General features: G+C 72.9%; 12 protein-coding genes. 4 read left to right on the top strand and 8 right to left on the bottom strand.

The window, feature by feature from the left end; all coding sequences use genetic code 11:
- Positions 1–58: 58 nt before the first annotated feature.
- From ABFJ78_RS26940 to leuC, 4 genes are all read right to left on the bottom strand, one after another.
- Complete coding sequence (locus tag ABFJ78_RS26940) at positions 59–2,794, bottom strand: BTAD domain-containing putative transcriptional regulator (RefSeq protein WP_436389333.1); 2,736 nt, start codon at positions 2,792–2,794, stop codon at positions 59–61.
- A 661-nt stretch (positions 2,795–3,455) separates the two neighbouring features.
- Positions 3,456–4,115 (bottom strand): HU family DNA-binding protein, encoded by a 660-nt coding sequence (locus tag ABFJ78_RS26935; RefSeq protein WP_436389331.1) that lies wholly within the window; start codon positions 4,113–4,115, stop codon positions 3,456–3,458.
- 229 nt (positions 4,116–4,344) lie between these two features.
- Positions 4,345–4,947 carry a 3-isopropylmalate dehydratase small subunit gene (gene leuD / locus ABFJ78_RS26930; protein WP_436389329.1) on the bottom strand — a complete coding sequence of 201 codons (603 nt, stop codon included), beginning with the start codon at positions 4,945–4,947 and terminating at the stop codon, positions 4,345–4,347.
- Between the two features lie 21 nt (positions 4,948–4,968).
- Entirely contained in the window at positions 4,969–6,402 is a 1,434-nt protein-coding gene (leuC, locus tag ABFJ78_RS26925; protein WP_436389326.1) for a 3-isopropylmalate dehydratase large subunit, read from the bottom strand.
- Between the two features lie 143 nt (positions 6,403–6,545).
- Here leuC and ABFJ78_RS26920 point away from each other — a divergent pair, with 143 nt between their 5' ends.
- Positions 6,546–7,247 (top strand): IclR family transcriptional regulator, encoded by a 702-nt coding sequence (locus tag ABFJ78_RS26920; protein ID WP_051183801.1) that lies wholly within the window; start codon positions 6,546–6,548, stop codon positions 7,245–7,247.
- A 13-nt stretch (positions 7,248–7,260) separates the two neighbouring features.
- On the opposite strand, the gene ABFJ78_RS26915 is transcribed toward ABFJ78_RS26920, so the two are convergent.
- Complete coding sequence (locus ABFJ78_RS26915; RefSeq protein ID WP_436389323.1) at positions 7,261–7,575, bottom strand: nuclear transport factor 2 family protein; 315 nt, start codon at positions 7,573–7,575, stop codon at positions 7,261–7,263.
- A gap of 100 nt (positions 7,576–7,675) precedes the next feature.
- Here ABFJ78_RS26915 and ABFJ78_RS26910 point away from each other — a divergent pair, with 100 nt between their 5' ends.
- Positions 7,676–7,921, top strand: coding sequence for a hypothetical protein (locus ABFJ78_RS26910; RefSeq protein ID WP_436389320.1), 246 nt, complete (start codon positions 7,676–7,678; stop codon positions 7,919–7,921).
- 52 nt (positions 7,922–7,973) lie between these two features.
- On the top strand, positions 7,974–8,555 hold the full coding sequence (locus tag ABFJ78_RS26905; protein WP_436389318.1) for a hypothetical protein: 582 nt from the start codon (positions 7,974–7,976) through the stop codon (positions 8,553–8,555).
- Positions 8,556–8,881: 326 nt separating this feature from the next.
- Here ABFJ78_RS26905 and ABFJ78_RS26900 read toward each other — a convergent pair whose 3' ends face one another.
- Entirely contained in the window at positions 8,882–10,939 is a 2,058-nt protein-coding gene (locus ABFJ78_RS26900) for a glycoside hydrolase family 3 C-terminal domain-containing protein (protein ID WP_436389316.1), read from the bottom strand.
- Positions 10,940–11,102: 163 nt separating this feature from the next.
- Between ABFJ78_RS26900 and ABFJ78_RS26895 the strand changes: the two genes are divergently transcribed.
- Positions 11,103–11,603, top strand: a complete 501-nt coding sequence (locus tag ABFJ78_RS26895) for a hypothetical protein (RefSeq protein WP_436389313.1) — start codon at positions 11,103–11,105, stop codon at positions 11,601–11,603.
- A 599-nt stretch (positions 11,604–12,202) separates the two neighbouring features.
- On the opposite strand, the gene ABFJ78_RS26890 is transcribed toward ABFJ78_RS26895, so the two are convergent.
- Both ABFJ78_RS26890 and ABFJ78_RS26885 read right to left on the bottom strand, forming a co-directional pair.
- Positions 12,203–13,180, bottom strand: coding sequence for a hypothetical protein (locus ABFJ78_RS26890; RefSeq protein ID WP_436389312.1), 978 nt, complete (start codon positions 13,178–13,180; stop codon positions 12,203–12,205).
- Positions 13,177–16,578, bottom strand: coding sequence for an AAA family ATPase (locus ABFJ78_RS26885; RefSeq protein ID WP_436389309.1), 3,402 nt, complete (start codon positions 16,576–16,578; stop codon positions 13,177–13,179). The genes ABFJ78_RS26890 and ABFJ78_RS26885 overlap by 4 nt, the downstream gene beginning before the upstream one ends.

Genomic DNA, 16,578 nt, shown 5'->3' with positions numbered 1-16,578 from the left:
AGCGTCGTGACAGTCGATCTTGGTGTACTGGTGCCGGGCCCCGCTGGGCTGCGCCGGGCTAGGGGTACGGCGCATCCCGGGACGGGGGCCCGACTGCGGGCACCGTCGCCAGCAGGGCCTGGATCTCCGGGATGCGGGGGTCGCCGAGGCGCTGGCAGACGCTCAGCGCCTCGGCCCAATGCCGCCGCGCCTCCTCGCCCCGGCCCGTGCGGAGCTTGAGCCGGCCGAGGGTGATCCGGACGTCGATGGTGCCGTAGTCGGCGTTCAGCTCCTTCAGCTCGGCGAGCGCTTCCAGGCCCGCCTTCTCCGCTTCGTCGTGCCGCCCGGCGCCTTCGAGCGCTTCGGCGACGTTGCCCAGCGCCAGCGCCGCGTGGTAGCGGTCGCCCAGCCCCTCGAAGGCTTCGTGCGCGGACTGGGCCGCTTCGGCGGCGTTGTCGTAGTTGCGCAGGCCGATGCGGCTGGCGCTGACGTTCAGCAGCGCGTGCGGCACGAACGTCCGCTGGCCGTGGTCGCGGGCGAGCCGGACCGCCTGCAGCGCGTGGCGCTCGGCCTCGGCGTACTCGGCCCGGACGTAGTACGCGCCGGCCAGGTTGGACAGGATCGCCACGGCCAGCGCGGTCCCGTCGCCCGTCTCCGACGCCGCGCGCGCCTCCTCCAGGGCTTCGAGCGCCTTGTCGGGCTGCAGGGTGCGCAGGTAGGCCGAGCCGAGGTTGTTGGCGCTGTACTGCAGGCCCGTGTTGTCGTCCGCGGCGCGGGTGGCGGTGACGGCCGTGCGGGCCGTCGTGATCCAGTCGTCGCGGTCGTGGCGTTCGGCGAAGAACCCGCGCAGCAGCCAGGCGAGCTTCCACGCGTGGGCGGTGAAGCCGTTTTCGGCCGCGATGCCGACGAGCGCGGTGAGCGCCGCGCGTTCGGTCGTGTACCAGGCGATCGTCTGCTCGTGCTGGGCGAACGGGACGGCGGGCAGCGGCGGGGCGTCGAGCGCGATGTCATCGGTGAGCAGGTCGGGGCGGACGAGCTTGGTCGCTTCGGCGACGCTCGCGAGGTACCAGTCGAGGAGCCGGCGCAGCGCCGCCGTGCGTTCGGCCGCGCTGGACTCGGTTTCGACGAGCTCGGCGGCGTAGACGCGCAGGAGGTCGTGGAACTGGTAGCGGTCGGTGCTGGGCTGGTTGAGCAGGTGCGCGGCGGCGAGCTGGTCGGCCAGCTCGCGGGCCTCCCGCAGGTTCGCGCCGGCGAGCGCGGCGGCCGAAGACAGGCTGAAGCCGTGACCGGGGTGCAGGCCGAGCAGCCGGAAGAAGCGCGCGGCGGCCGGGCGCAACGCCTTGTACGACCACGAGAACGCGGCCCGCAGGTCCGTGCCGGCGTCCTGCGGGTCGCGCAGGGTGTCGAGCCGCAGCCGCTGGTCGCGCAGCTCTTCGACGATCCCCGCGAGCGAAACGCCGGAGAACCGCGACGCGCGTTCCCCGGCCAGCGCCAGCGCGAGCGGGAGCCGGCCGCACAGCTGGACGAGCTCGGCGACGGCGTCCGGTTCGGCGGCGAGGCGCTGCGGCCCGACGCTGCCGGCGAGCAGGGCGGTGGCGTCGACGTCGTCGAAGGAGCGCAACGCGATCCGGCGGGCGCCGTCGCGGGCGACGAGGCCGCGCAGCTGGTTGCGGCTGGTCACGACGACGAGGTTGTCCGGCCCGGGCAGCAGCGGCCGGACCTGGTCGGCGTCGCGGGCGTTGTCGAGCAGCATGAGCGTGCGGCTGCCGGCGAGGCGGCTGCGCAGGAGCGCGGAGCGTTCCTCCACTGTGGAAGGCAGGGTTTCGGGCGGGACGCCGAGGGCGCGCAGGAACCCGGCCAGCGCGGCGCCGGGCGTGACGGGCGTGTCCGCGGAGTGCCCGCGCAGGTCGAGGAACAGCTGGCCGCCGGCGAAGCGGTCGCGGACGCGGTGCGACCAGTGCACGGCCAGCGACGTCTTCCCGACCCCGGCCGTCCCTTCGATGACGACGATGCCGGACGCGCCGCCGGGCGGGAGCCGGTCGAGTTCGGCGAGTTCCGGGCCGCGGCCGGTGAAGCCGGCGACGTCGAAGGGCAGCTGGCGCGGCACGGTGTGGACGGCGGGTCCGGCGTCGGCGGCGAGCAGTTCGGCGTGCAGGCGGCGCAGGTCCTCGCCGGGCTCGACGCCCAGTTCGTCGGCCAGCAGGGCACGCAGGCCGGCGTAGCGGGACAGCGCTTCGGCGCGGCGGCCGGACCGGGCGAGGACGCGCACCAGCCGTTCCCACAAGGATTCCCGCAGCGGGTGCTGGGCGACGAGGTCGGTGAGCTCGGCGACGAGCCGGGCGTCGGGGACGAGGCCGGTGTCGAGGTCGATGCGCTGCTCGACGGCGAAGAGGTACCGCTCGGTCAGCAGCGGCCCCCATTCGGCGGCGAGCACGGGCGAGCCGACGCCTTCGAGGGGCGCGCCGCCCCAGGCGGCGAGGGCGGCGGTGAGCAGGGCCCGGCGTCGGGTGGGTTCGCCGGCGGCGGCGGCCTGGTCGAGGGTGCGGAGGAAGCGCAGCGCGTCCACCCGGGACGGGTCGACGACCAGCCGGTACCCGTCCGGTTCGGTGACGACGGTGTCTTCGCCGCACAGCCGGCGCAGGCGCATGACGTAGGTCTGGAGGCTGCCGCGGATGTGGGCGGGCGGGGCTTCGCCCCAGACACCGCGCGCGAGGGCGTCGATCGTCACCAGGCGGCCGGCGGAGAGGGCGAGGGTGGCGAGCAGGGCGCGCTGCCGCGAGCTGGTCAGCACGACCGGCGAGCCGCCGACGAGCACCTGGAACGGGCCGAGCAGCCGGATGTCGATGGTGGTCGCCCCCAGGTTCGCGCGCGCCGCGGGACACCGCCGGACGCGGACCCCGAGGAAGGCAGCGTGGCATCACTCGGCCGGGCGCTCAAGCAACTTTGCGAAATTGGGCGGAACCGGTTGCGGGGCGGGTGGGTGCTCCGAGTGGGTGGTGCACGGGTCCCGTTCGGACGGCCGATCTTGGCAGTCGGTAACGCCGGGTTCGGGGGTCGGCAGGGCGGCTCAGCTGCCGTGGCTGCGGGGGTCGGCCCGATCTTGGCAGCGGGTAACGCCGGTTCACCCGCACGAAAGGCAGCTCGGTTGCCGTGACTGCGAACTCACGCCGGGCGCGGCCAGCGCGCACGTTCGAAAGGGCGGCTTGCGAACCCGCCCTCCGCACCCGAGCCGATTCGGTGGTCGCGGGCGGGCCGAGCCGGATCGCTTCTCCCCCACCGGCTCCGTCCGGACACCCGAGCCGATTCCGTGGTCGCGAGTCGACCGCGCCCGATTGCTTCTCCCCCACCAGGTCCGCGAAACACGGCAGGGCCCCGCGCACGGATGCGCGGGGCCCTGCCGTGAAAGCCCAGCGGGGGTCACCCCCTGGGGGACCCCCGATTTCACGTTACCGCAGGGGTCCGACAGTTTTGGCCGGTCAGCTCTTCTTCGCCGCCGTGGTGCGCCGGGCCGGAGCCTTGGCGGCCGTGGTCTTCCGGGCTGTCGTGGACTTCGCCGCCGTCGTCCTCGCCGCCGCGGGCTTCGCCGCCGTCGTCTTCGCCGCCGTCGTCTTCGCGGCAGTTGTCTTGGCAGCCGTCGTCTTGGCAGCCGCCGCCTTCGGAGCCGCCTTCGCGCGAGACGTGGTCGCCCGCGTTGTCGTGGCCGCCTTCGGGGCCGCCGTCGCGCGGGTTCGCGTCGTCGTCGAGCGCGTCGTCGCCGGCTTGGCCGCCGCCGCTCGCGTGGACGTGGTCGTCGTCGCGCGGGAAGACGTGGTGGTACGGGAAGACGCGCGCTTCACCGGCGTTGCCTTCGGCAGCTTCTTCGCGCCGGAAATGACCTCCTTGAAGGTCGTCCCGGCGCGGAACGCGGGCACGTTGGTCTTCTTGACCTTCACGGCCTCACCGGTCCGCGGGTTGCGCGCGGTACGAGCGGCACGAGCGCGCTTCTCGAACACCCCGAAGCCGGTGATGTTGACCTTTTCGCCCTTGTTGACCGTCCGGATGATGATGTCGACCAGACCGTCGACCGCCTCGGAAGCGGCCTTCTTGTCGCCCAGGCGCTCCGTCAGCGCCTCGATCAGCTGGGCCTTGTTGGCCATTCCAGTCCTCCAAGAAGGAAGTACTCGTCCACGGCCGCGTCGGGCCGACTAGCGACACGGTATTACCAAGGCAGCACAAATTCCAACCGGTACGCGGAATCTTTCCCTTGCCCCGGGGCGGGTTCCGCCTCGCGGGAGATCCCCGCGAGGGCCGTTTGGTGTGGTGTCGCAGCCGACCGCGCAAGGGGCGGAATCCCCAGCAGCACAAGGGATTCCGCCCCCGAAAGCGCTACGGAACGGTGATCGGCGTGGTGGTCGGCTTCCAGGACGGGCGGGCCGACTCGAACGCGTCGATCTCACCGGCATGGCGCAACGTGAGAGCGATGTCGTCGAGGCCTTCCAGCAACCGCCAGCGGACGTAGTCGTCGATCTGGAAGGGCGCGGTGAAGTCCTTGGCCCGCACGGTCTTGGTCTCGAGGTCGACCGTGACCTCGGTGCCGGGCTCGTTCTCCAGCAGCTTCCAGAGCAGCTCGACGTCGTGCTGCTCGCACTGGGCGGCCACCAGGCCCCCCTTGCCGGAGTTGCCCCGGAAGATGTCGGCGAACCGGGCGGAGATGACGACCCGGAAGCCGTAGTCCAGCAGCGCCCAGACGGCGTGCTCGCGGGAGGACCCGGTGCCGAAGTCCGGCCCCGCGACCAGCACGCTGCCGTTCTTGAACGGCTCGGTGTTGAGGATGAAGTCCTGGTCACCGCGCCAGGCGGCGAACAGGCCGTCCTCGAACCCGGTCCGGGTCACCCGCTTGAGGTAGACCGCCGGGATGATCTGGTCGGTGTCCACGTTGGACCGGCGCAGCGGGACGCCGATGCCGGTGTGCTGGGTGAACGGTTCCATATCGGTAGCTCCTCGGGTGGGTCAGCGGGCGGCGGTCAGCAGGTCTTCCGGCGACGACAGCGTGCCCCGCACGGCCGTGGCGGCGGCCACGAGCGGCGAGACCAGGTGCGTCCGGCCGCCCTTGCCCTGCCGGCCCTCGAAGTTGCGGTTCGACGTCGACGCGCTGCGCTCGCCCGGCTTCAGCTGGTCCGGGTTCATGCCCAGGCACATCGAGCAGCCGGCCTGGCGCCACTCCGCGCCCGCCTCGGTGAAGACCTGGTCGAGCCCCTCGGCCTCGGCGGCCTTGCGGACCCGCATGGAGCCGGGAACCACCAGCATCCGGACCGAGTCCGCCACTTTCCGACCCCGCAGCACCTCGGCCGCGGCCCGCAGGTCCTCGATCCGGCCGTTGGTGCAGGAGCCGAGGAAGACGGTGTCGACGGCGATCTCGCGCAGCGGCGTCCCGGGCTTCAGGTCCATATAGGACAGGGCCTTTTCAGCGGCGATGCGGTCGTTCTCGTCCGGGATGCGCTCCGGGTCGGGCACCTCGGCGCCCAGCGGGAGCCCCTGGCCGGGGTTGGTGCCCCAGGTCACGAACGGCGTCAGCTCGCTCGCGTTCAGGTGCACCTCGGCGTCGAACTCGGCACCGTCGTCGGTGCGCAGCTGCCGCCAGTTTTCCACCGCCGCGTCCCAGTCGGCGCCCCGCGGCGCGTGCGGACGGCCCTTCAGGTACTCGAACGTCGTTTCGTCCGGCGCGATCATCCCGGCGCGGGCGCCGGCCTCGATCGACATGTTGCAGACGGTCATCCGCGCCTCCATCGAGAGTGCCTCGATGGCCTGGCCGCGGTACTCCAGGATGTAGCCCTGGCCGCCGCCGGTCCCGATCTTCGCGATCACCGCGAGGATGATGTCCTTCGCCGTGACGCCGGGCCGCAGCTCGCCGTCGACGGTGATCGCCATCGTCTTGAAGGGACGCAGCGGCAGCGTCTGCGTGGCGAGCACGTGCTCGACCTCGGACGTGCCGATGCCGAACGCGATGGCGCCGAACGCGCCGTGCGTGGAGGTGTGGCTGTCGCCGCAGACCACGGTCATGCCGGGCTGCGTCAGGCCGAGCTGCGGGCCGATGACGTGCACGATGCCCTGCTCGGCGTCACCCATCGGGTGCAGCCGGACCCCGAACTCCTTGCAGTTGCGGCGAAGGGTGTCGACCTGGGTGCGCGAGACCGGATCGGCGATGGGGAGCTCGATGTCGACGGTCGGGACGTTGTGGTCCTCGGTCGCGATGGTCAGGTCGGGGCGGCGCACCGGCCGCCCGGCCAGCCGGAGGCCGTCGAAGGCCTGGGGGCTGGTCACTTCGTGCAGCAGGTGGAGGTCGATGTAGAGCAGGTCCGGCTCGGCGCCTTCACCTCGGCGCACGAGGTGGCTTTCCCACACCTTCTCCGCCAGCGTGCGGGCCTTGCCGGTCGGGCTGGTCATCTCCGGCTCCTTCCACGGTTCGACGTCGGAACTCGGGCGCGCACCTGCGGAACGGATGCGAGCCGCGAAGGAAGGGCGCAGCTCGAGTTCAGGGTTTTCCCAGATGCTGGACTTCCCAAAGTGCGGGACGCTAGTATCGGGTCGTGGGACAGCATAGCGGTATCGGAGTACTGGACAAAGCAGTGGCCGTCCTGCAGGCGGTCGCGGACGACCCCTGCGGCCTCGCGGAACTGTGCACGCGGACGGGCCTGCCCCGGGCCACCGCGCACCGGCTCGCGGTCGGGCTCGAGGTGCACCGGCTGCTGCGCCGCGGTCCGGACGGCCGCTGGCGTCCCGGTACGGCGCTGGCCGAACTGGCCGGCGGTTCGACCGACCCGCTGCTCGACGCGGCGGGCGTGGTGCTGCCGAAGCTGCGGGACGTCACGGGCGAAAGCGTGCAGCTCTACCGCCGCGACGGCGTCCAGCGCGTGTGCGTCGCGACAGCGGAACCGCCATCCGGCCTGCGCGACACGGTCCCGGTGGGTTCGCGGCTGCCGATGACGGCCGGCTCGGGCGCGAAGGTCCTCGCCGCGTGGGCGGATCCGCACACGCAGCGCACGATCCTGGCCGACGCGGTCTTCGGCGAGCGGACGCTCCTGGAGGTGCGGCGCCGCGGGTGGGCGCAGTCCGTCGCCGAGCGCGAGCCCGGGGTGGCGAGCATCTCGGCGCCGGTGCGCGATTCCGCGGGCACGGTCGTGGCCGCGGTGTCGGTGTCCGGCCCGATCGAGCGCATCGGCCGCAAGCCGGGGGCGCGCTGGGCCGCGGACCTGCTCGCCGCGGCGGACGCGTTGCAGGAACGGCTCTGAAGCCGGTCAGGGTTCAGGCTTGACCGGTTTCGAAGCGCGCCACCTTGCCGTCGCGAACGGTGAACGCCCACCGCGTCCGCATGGCGCCCCACGTCGAGTTCGAGTAGTTCGCGACGAACTGCCGCCCCTCCTCCTGGGCGGTTTCCACCTCGAGGTGGCCTTGGCTGGAGAAGATCTCCTTTTCGGTCCACTGCGCGAGGTCGCGGTCGGTGCCGTCGTCGGACATCGTCGCGTCGGGCGTCAGCGAGGCCCGGAACGCCGCGCGGTCGCCCGCGTTCAGCGCGTCGACGAACGCGCGCACGGCCGGGTCTTCGATCAGGTTCGTCATGACGTCATGGTGCACCGTTCGGGGGAACCTCGCGAAAACGGCGTATTCGGTGACGGCGGCCACGTCTCCTCCAGGACAGCACCACGGAGGGGGAACGACCATGTTGAACAGAAGGGCATTGGCGATGCTGCGGGCGGTCGGCGCCGGGCGGGCCGAGCTGACCTGCAGCTGCGAACCGGACCTGCGGGTCGACGGGCTGCCGTGCTGCGACCAGGCGACGGCGCACGAGCTGGCGCGGGCGGGCCTGATCCGGCCGGTCCGCGTGGTGGCCGTCGGGCAGTGGACGCGGGCGGAGCTGACCGACGACGGCCGGTCGGCGCTGGGCGGGACGCTCGCCGCGGCGTGACGCAACCGGCGGGGCCCCTCGCGCGTGTACTCGCAAAGCGGGAGGGGAAGCCATGAAGGTGGTCGTGCCGGGTTTGCTGGGGGCGTGCCTGCTGCTGACCGCGTGTTCCGGTGCGGACCCGGTGGCGCCGCCGACGGTGACGGTGACGGCGCCACCGACGCTCGCGACACCCCCGTCCGCCGACCCGGCGACGCTCGATTGGCTGGACGGTTTCTGCTCGGCGATCCACGACTACCGGAAGCGCACCAACGCGGAGGCGGTCCCGGGAACGTCCGAGCCTGGCTCGGTCGAGGAGGCGCAGCGGGCGCTGAGCCAGGAACTGGGCGGCATCGCGGACCGGGCGGGCGAGGTCGTCGACCGGCTGCAGGCTCTCCCGCCGGCGCCGGTACCGCTGGCCGAGACGGTCCGCAAGGCGTTCGTCACGAAGTACACGACGGCCCGCGACCGGGCACGCGACGCGAAGAAGGCACTGGACGGCGCGAAGCCGGGCGACGCGGCTTCGCAGGATCCGGCGTGGAAGGCGCTGGAGCAGGCTCAGCAGGACGTCGACGGGACTTACGACCCGGTGGCCCCGCTGGCGGAGTCCCCGGAACTGCTGACCGCCGCGGCGAGCGCGCCGGGCTGCAAGGCCTGAAGCCGATCTCCGGCCCCCACAGCGACCCCCGCCCTTCCCTGGCAGGGTTCCGGCAAAGTCGTGGCCGCGCGGTCTGCCCGGCGTCGCGGCGATGCCATGAACGGGTCGTTCACCTCGTCAGACGACATGAACGACCCGTTCATGACGTGCGGGCGACCGGATCGGCCGCGCTGACCCGACTTTGCCGGAACCCCCGCCCTCCCTGGGGGGCGTGCCCTTGTCCAGCGTATCGGACCCCTCCGACGACAAGCCGGGCAAAGTCACTGCCCAGCCGTGCTGATCCACATCACGCCCGGGCTGTGGACAACTTCGCGAGACCGTGAACGTCAGCGCACGAGCGAGGCCCGCAGCGGCAGGGACCGCGACGAGTCACCCACCTGAACCGTGAACCCGCCCTTCACCGGCGCCCACGCGTGGCTCGCCGCGTCCCACACCGAAAAGTCGCGCGCGTCCAGGTGGATCGTCACCCGGCGGGACTGTCCCGGCGCCAGCTCCACCCGCGAAAACCCCTTCAGCTGCCGCGGCGGTTCGCCCGCGGCCGCCGGGAAACCGAGGTACAGCTGGGCCACCTCCGCGCCCGCGCGGTGACCCGTGTTCCGGACCGTGAACGTCGCCGTCGCGCCGTCGCCCGCCGGACGCACCGACAAACCCGAGAACGCGAACGTCGTGTACGACAGGCCGTACCCGAACGGGAACAGCGGCGCGCGGCCCTGCGCGTCGAACCAGCGGTAGCCGACCTGCAGCCCCTCCGAGTACTCCGCGACCCCGTTCACTCCGGGGAACTGCGCCGCCGTGTTCGCCGGCGTGTCCGCGTCCGCCGCGGGGAACGTGATCGGCAGCTTCGCCGACGGGTTGACGTCGCCGAACAGCACGCTCGCGACCGCCGCGCCGTCCTGCTGGCCCGGGTACCACGCCTGCAGGATCGCCGGCACCGACGACGCCCACGGCATCAGCACCGGGCCGCCGCTCTTCACCACGACCACCGTGTGCGGGTTCGCCGCCGCGACCGCCGCCACCAGCGCGTCCTGGTTGCCGTCCAGGGCCAGGCTCGGCCGGTCCTTGCCCTCGGTTTCGTTGTCGCCGACCATCACGACCGCGACGTCGGACCCGGCCGCCAGGGCGGCTGCCCGGGCGGGGTCGCTGCCGTCGTCCAACGTCACCGCGGCGCCCGGCACCCGGGCCGTCAGCCCCGGCAATGGGTCCACTGTGGACGTCGGGATGACGGCGGAGCTGCCGCCGCCACCGGTCTTGGCCTTGGTGGCGAACAGCCCGATCAGCGCGATCGACTTCACCGCGGAGCCGAGCGGCAGCTGGGCGTGGTCGTTGCGCAGCAGCACCATGCCGCGTTCGGCGAACTGCTTCGCGGCGGCGTCGTGCTCAGCGGTCGGCAGCGGGGTGAGCACCGGCGGGTGGTCGAACTGCCCGAACGCGAACATCGTCCGGAACCGCGGCACCAGCAGCTCGTCGACGCGCTGTTCGCTCACCTGCCCGGCGAGCACGGCCTGCTTCATCTTCTCGCCGTACCAGGTGCCGTCGATCATCTCGAGGTTCATGCCCGCGTTCGCCGAGCCGACGGTGCTGTGCGCGGCGCCCCAGTCCGACTGGACGAATCCCTTGAAGCCCCAGTCGTCGCGCAGCTTGTCCTGCAGCAGTGCCGGGTTCTCGCACGTGAACACGCCGTTGATCTTCGGGTAGGCGCACATCACCGAGCCCGCGCGGCCTTCGGTGACGGCCTGCTCGAAGTGCGGCAGGTACAGCTCGTTGAGGGTGCGCTCGTCGATGTGCTCGTCGATGCTCTGGCGCTGGGTCTCCTGGTTGTTCGCCGCGTAGTGCTTGACCTCGGCGATGGTGCCGTTCTCCTGGATGCCGCGGATGTCGGCGGCGCCCATGGCCCCGACGAGCACCGGGTCCTCACCCATGCCCTCGAACGTCCGGCCGTTGCGCGGGACGCGGGCGATGTTGATGTCGGGCCCTTCGGACACGTTGTGCGCGAGGGCGCGGGTTTCGTCGCCGATCAGGCGGCCGTAGCGGCGCGCGAGGCCGGTGTCGAACGTCGCCGCGAGCGCCATCGTGGCCGGCAGCGCGGTCGCCGGTTTCTGCGGTTTGTCGTCGGCCGGGCCCATTCCGGCGGGGCCGTTGGCGATCCGGAAGCCGGGGACGCCGAGGCGCGGGATGGGCGGGACGAACCGCTGGTGCTCGGCGTCGGGCTGCAGGTGCAGCTGGGAGATCTTCTCGTCGAGGGTCATCGCGGCGACGAGCTCCGCGGCGCGGCGGTCGGGCGACTGGCGGGCGTCGCGCCACGGCTGCGCGTCCGCGAGCGCCGTGGCCGGTGCCGCGAGCGACAACCCCAGTACCGCGGCAAGAACGAGCCGGCCGGTGCGCATCGCGGTCTCCCTCGTCGTCGAACGGGATCAACGGCGGACAAGTTAACGCATACGTGACCGGGAAACATAGACTCGATAGTCGTTCACGTACTTGAACATTGCTGTGGCTCAACCATTTCCCCGGCTCAAGCGTGGAGGGACCACGCAGGAGAGGGGACTGACCATGCTGAAGAAAACACTGATCGGACTAATGACCGCGGGGGCGGCGACGCTGGCACTGGCGGCGCCGGCCGACGCCGCCGAGGTCAGCTGGGGACTGACCCAGCAGGCCGAGCCGGGCGGCCGGATCGACGCGGAGACGTACGCGGCGGGCGGCGGCTGCACCCCGGCCACGCCGGTCACGTCGAAGGGGTTCGCCGCGCCGCTGGTGTGGTCGGAAGGCGGCAACTTCGGCCGCATCGGCGGGCACACGACGGCGATCAGGACGCCGGGCAAGTACACCGCGACGTTCACCTGCACAGACGGCCGCAGGGCGACCCAGACGTTCACGATCGTCGGCACCCCGCCGCCGAGCACCACGACGAAGCCGAAGCCACCGGCCACGACGAAGCCGAGGCCGCCGGAGCCGACAAAGCCGTCGAACCCGGCGAAACCGGCGAAGCCGCAGGTCGCGGTCAAGCCGGCGGGCGCACCGCAGACGGGCGACGGCTCGGCGGCCGGCTGACCATCCACATAGGACACCCCGGGGCGGGCGCGTGCCCCCAGGCAGCCGCCCCGGGGGCCCGCCCACCCCAGAGGGCGGGCCCGGCCCGGCGGGAGCGGATCGCCCCGCCGGGCCGGTCTCAGGGCGGCGGAGCCGAGTTGTCCACACCGTCGGACAGTTGTGGATGGATGGCTTCCCCGGACGCCGCGATCGCACGGATCGTCGGCGGGCGCCGATAGACTGGCCAAGGGCACGCCCCCCAGGGAAGGGCGGGGGCCCGGATGCCGGTTGTGGGTCGGCGGGCCGCAGCACCCGCTCGGTGGGACGAACTGCTGGCGCCCCAGCTGGTAGCGCAGAGAAGCCGGAGCGCCCTGAATGACCCGTACAAGACCTCCCAAGACCTGAATGAGTCATTCAAGACACCGGCGAGCCGCGGCCGGGCTCACCGCGCCGCAGCCACCCGCAGGGCCCGGTGGGACGAATTACTGGCCCCAGCCGGCACCGCAGAGAAGTCCGAGCGCCCTGAATGACCCATACAGGACCTCCCAAGACCTGAATGAGTCATTCAAGACACCGGCGGAGCCGCCGCCGACTACGCCACCGGCGAGCCGCGGCCGGGCTCACCGTGCCGCGGCCACCCGCAGCGCCCGGTAAACGAACTGCTGATCCCCCAGCCGGTGCCGCAGATCCCGCTCCAGCCCCGCGATCGGATACAGGTTCTGCGGCGCCCGCGAGTCCTTGTACTCCACCGACGCGAACCGCCCCAGGACCGACTGCGTCAAGTTCGCCAGCGCGGCCACCTCCGCGCGCCCAAGATGGGGCGCCGCCTCCACGCGGACCACCCCCGACCACGGCGGCCCGCCCACCGATGGCAGCCGCAGGTACCACGAATGCCGGACCCACGTCGTGCCCATCAAAAACACCGGCGTGCGCTGGTGGGGGGCCAGCCGGCCGACCATCGCGTTGAGCTCGCCCGGCAAGTACGTCGTCTGGTGGCTCTTGATGAACCCGACCGCCCGGGGCAGGTGCGTGCGGCCGCTCAACGGCCCGTCCACCACCAGCAGGTCGCTCGCGACGTGGCCCGCGATCGCCTCGCGGGCGTCCATCGCCGTCTTCAGCTCGGTCTCGGCCAGTCGCTCCTGCAGCAACGACGACAGCACCACCGCCAGCGGCTTGTCGTCCTTGGCCGTCGTGGAAAAGGCCTCGTACACGCCCGCCGACGTCGGGATGTCGGCGGCTTCGGGCGCCACCGTGAACACCCCGCGCCGGACGTCCGTCCCGACGACGTGCGCCCGCCCGTCGCAGCAGCACACCACCCCCGCCGCGTAGGACGCGCACAGCCCGATCGACGCCGAGTTCGTCCCCGCCGGGTCGTCGATCCAGACGCGGGCGTCGATGCGGCGGACGCCGTCGACGAACAACACCGCGTCCGGCGGCGAAACCGGCGAAGGGTCGATCGGGGCCCATTCCTCCGTCGGCACCTCGACTTCGAGCTCGACTTCGGCTCCGGACCGCGCCAGTTCCTCGGCCTCCATCGAGCTGCCGTAGCCAGGGTCCCACGAGTCGACGCTGAAGTGCGTCCCGGCCACCGCCGTCATACGCCCTCCCTGCTGATGTGCGAGCCGGAGCCGTCGCGGGTGACCAGGAACCGCACCGGCACGCGCTCGGCGAGCGCCGGCACGTGCGTGATCACCCCGACCATCCGCGACCCGGTCGCGGACAGGTTCTCCAGTGTGGACGCCACGACGTCGAGGGTGGCCTCGTCCAGGGTGCCGAAGCCCTCGTCGAGGAAGATCGACTCCAGCTTGGTCGCCCCTTCGGCGGCCATCGCGCCCAGCTGTGAAGACAGCGCGAGGGCCAGCGAGAGCGACGCCTGGAACGTCTCGCCGCCGGACAGCGTCTTCACCGGCCGGCGGGCGTCGGCCTCGTTGTGGTCCACCACCAGGAAGTCGCCCTTGTCGTGGGTCAGCTCGAACTGGCCGCCGGACAGCTCCAGCAGCGACGCCGACGCCTCCGCGACGAGCGTGTCCAGCGCCCCGGCGATCAGCCAGCGCGGGAACTTGTCCGAGCGCAGCAGATCCGCGAGCAGCCGCGCGACCTGCGCTTCGGACTCCGCGGCGGCGATGTCGCCGTGCAGACCCGCCACGTGCGCCACGCGCCGCTTCATCTCCGTGTGGTCGGCTTCCGCGCGCGCCCGCGCGGTGGCCAGCGCGACCGGCACGCGGTCGCGCACCGGCCCCTCCGGCAGGGCGACGCCCAGCGCGGTGACGTCGTCGACGACCGCGCGTTCGGCCGCCCGCAACGCTTCGGCCGTTTCGCCCTCGGCCGTCGTCGCCACGGCCAGGCGGTCGCGGTGCTCGTTCGCCTGCCCGGCCGCCCAGTCCGTCAACGCGGTCCACGCGCCGAGCAGGCTGTCGCCGTCGATCGGCGGGGCGCCGAGGCTCACGAGGGGGTCGCGGGCGCGGGACAGCCGCTGCCGTTCGGCGTCGACCTGCTCGGCAATGCGCGTCTGCGCTTCAACCGCCTGTTTCGCGGCCGCGCGGGCGATCCGCAGGTCCGCGTCCGCTTTCTTCGCGGCCTGCTCGAGTTCGGCGACCTTCGTGAGCTGCTCGGCGACGACCTCGGCGGCGGGCGCGTCCGCCAGGCTCTCGCCCAGTTCGCCGTGCCGGCGCCGGGTGGTCGTGAGCGCCGTGCTCGCCGACTGCTCGGCCAGGGCTGCCTCTTGCGCCCGCTTCCGCCGCTGCTCGGCGGTCCGCTCCGCCGACGCGAGGTCGTCCGCCGCGACGACGGCTTCCTTGCCCGCGGCCTCGGCGGCCGCTTCACGCGCGGCCAGCGCCGTCCGGCGGTCGTCCAGGGTGGCCGCCGCCCACGCGGTCAGCCGCTGCCAGCCCGCCGGGACGTCGCCGTCGTCGACCGCGGGCGCGCCCAGCTCCACCAGGGGGTCGCGCGCCGCTCGCAGCGCTTCCCTGGCCGCCGCGAACGACTTCTCGACGACGTCGGCCTCGTGCTGCGCCGCCGCGCGGTCGGTGCGGGCCGCCGCCAGTTCCTTGTCGGCGGCGTGCGCGGCCTCGGCGACGCGGGTACGGCCCTCGATCGTCGCCGAGAGCCACTCGCCGCGCTCGCGTACCGCCGTGACGAGGTCCGCGTAGTCCTGTTCGGAAAAACCCGCTTCGACCGGCCGAAGCAGCACCGGTGACTTCGGCGGGCCGTCGACCTCGGCGAGCACCGCACGCAGTTCTTCCGCCTGCGCGGCCGCCGACGCGGCCGAGTCGGCGTCGCGGTCCACGGCCCGCTCCAGCTTGCGCAGCGCGGACTCGGCGGCGGCGCGCTCGCGTTCGGCGCGCTCGAGACGTTCCGCCGCTTCGGCCAGGTGGGCGTGGCCGCCGGCGTCGGGCAGCGTCGCGACCTCCTGCTCGCAGACCGGGCACGGGTGCCCGACGGTGAGCCCGGCCCGCAGCGTCAGCGCCTGCCCGGCCCGTTCGGCGTCGGTCACCGCGGTCTTCGCCGCGGCCACTTCGGCGTCGGCGCGGGCGAAGACACTTCGCGCCGCTTCGAGTTCTGCCCGACGCGCAGCCTGCTCGGGCGCGGCTTTCCGTTGCGCGTCGCACACCGTGTAGAGCGTCCGGGCGTCGGAACGCGCCGCGGCGAGCGGCGCGACGTCCGGCTGGGCGGCCAGCGCCGCGCGCGCTTCGGCGTCGGCTGCCTCGGCGGCGCGCAGGCGGGCGTCGGCGTCCGCCGTGCGCTTCGTCACCCGCGACGCTTCCTTCGCCAGGTCCCCGAGATCCGCCGGCGGCTTCAGCCCGGCCAGCCGGTCGCGGTCCTGACGGGCGCGCGCCGCTTCGGCCGCCGCGTCCTCGGCCGCTCGCGCGGTCGTGTCCCGCGTCCGGCGGGCGACGTCCACCGCGGCCACGGCTTCGGTGACCGCCTCGGCGGCGGCCGTCTTCGCCTCCGACGCCGCTTTCGCCGCCTCTTCCAGGCCCGGGAGGGCATTCTCGGCCTCGGCGAGCTCCGTGCGGGCGGCGCGGATCCGTTCCAGCTCGCCGCGCGCGGGAGCGGCCGCGAGTGCGGCCCGGGCCGCCTCGTCCGCCGTTTCGGCCGTCTCCAGCCCGGTTCGTGCGGTGGTCGCCGCGTCCGCCGCCGCCTGACGCCGGGCTTCGAGGTCTTCGACGCCTTCGGGGCGTTCCAGCGCGTCGAGGACACTCAGCTCTTTCGTCAGCGTCGCGACGCTTTGCCGGGCTTCGTCATGCGCGCGAGTCGCGTCGGTGAGCCCCGGCAGGGCCGCGGTCACCCGCGCGTCCAAGTCCGCCAGCGCGGTCATCCGCGCGGCCAGCTCTTCGACGGCTTCCTCCGTGGCATCGGCGTAACTGCCGAGCTGCTCGGTGAGGACGGCGGCGCGTTGCTTCTGCTGCTCCGCGGTGACGCCGGCGCGGCGGCCGATCCGCTCGTAGACCTCCAGGCCCAGCAGCTTGATGAGGATCTTCTGCCGGTCGGCGGCCTTGGCGTGCAGGAACTCGGCGAAGTCGCCCTGGGGCAGCGCCACGCAGGTGCAGAAGTGCTTGAACGTCAACCCGAGCAGGCGCTCGACGGCCGGGGTGACCTCGGAGTCCGCGGCGACCGGGTCGGCGTCGTCCTCCGGGCCGCCGAGCGCCGTGGGGTCGACGAGCCGTTCCAGGCGCACGTTCTTGACGCTGACCGTGGGTTTCTTCCCGCCGCTGCGCCGGACTTCGCGCACGACGTGGTAGCGCGCGCCGCCGGCGTCGAACACCAGCCGCACGGTCGCGCGGTTCGCCGTCGGGGCGAGCGCGGGCGCGACGAGCCCTTCGTGGTCCCAGCGGGCGACGGAGCCGTAGAGGGCGAAGGTGAGCGCGTCGATGACCGTGCTCTTGCCGGCGCCGGTCGGCCCGACGAGCGCGAAGTAGTCCGTGTCCTCGAAGCTGACTTCGGTCTTGTCGCGGAACGACGCGAAGCCGGTCATCTCCAGCAGCACAGGCCGCAT

Source organism: Amycolatopsis sp. MEPSY49 (assembly GCF_051337345.1).
Lineage (GTDB): Bacteria > Actinomycetota > Actinomycetes > Mycobacteriales > Pseudonocardiaceae > Amycolatopsis.
The sequence above is the reverse complement of the archived record's forward strand: the minus strand, read 5'-3'. Positions and strand labels throughout refer to the sequence as shown.

Excerpts from the sequence above, each read along its gene's own strand:
- ABFJ78_RS26935 (WP_436389331.1), bottom strand. The coding sequence starts at position 4,115 with ATGGCCAACAAGGCCCAGCTGATCGAGGCGCTGACGGAGCGCCTGGGC.
- leuD (WP_436389329.1), bottom strand. The coding sequence starts at position 4,947 with ATGGAACCGTTCACCCAGCACACCGGCATCGGCGTCCCGCTGCGCCGG.
- leuC (WP_436389326.1), bottom strand. The coding sequence starts at position 6,402 with ATGACCAGCCCGACCGGCAAGGCCCGCACGCTGGCGGAGAAGGTGTGG.
- ABFJ78_RS26915 (WP_436389323.1), bottom strand. The coding sequence starts at position 7,575 with ATGACGAACCTGATCGAAGACCCGGCCGTGCGCGCGTTCGTCGACGCG.
- ABFJ78_RS26910 (WP_436389320.1), top strand. The coding sequence starts at position 7,676 with ATGTTGAACAGAAGGGCATTGGCGATGCTGCGGGCGGTCGGCGCCGGG.
- ABFJ78_RS26905 (WP_436389318.1), top strand. The coding sequence starts at position 7,974 with ATGAAGGTGGTCGTGCCGGGTTTGCTGGGGGCGTGCCTGCTGCTGACC.
- ABFJ78_RS26900 (WP_436389316.1), bottom strand. The coding sequence starts at position 10,939 with ATGCGCACCGGCCGGCTCGTTCTTGCCGCGGTACTGGGGTTGTCGCTC.
- ABFJ78_RS26895 (WP_436389313.1), top strand. The coding sequence starts at position 11,103 with ATGCTGAAGAAAACACTGATCGGACTAATGACCGCGGGGGCGGCGACG.
- ABFJ78_RS26890 (WP_436389312.1), bottom strand. The coding sequence starts at position 13,180 with ATGACGGCGGTGGCCGGGACGCACTTCAGCGTCGACTCGTGGGACCCT.
- ABFJ78_RS26885 (WP_436389309.1), bottom strand. The coding sequence starts at position 16,578 with ATGCGGCCTGTGCTGCTGGAGATGACCGGCTTCGCGTCGTTCCGCGAC.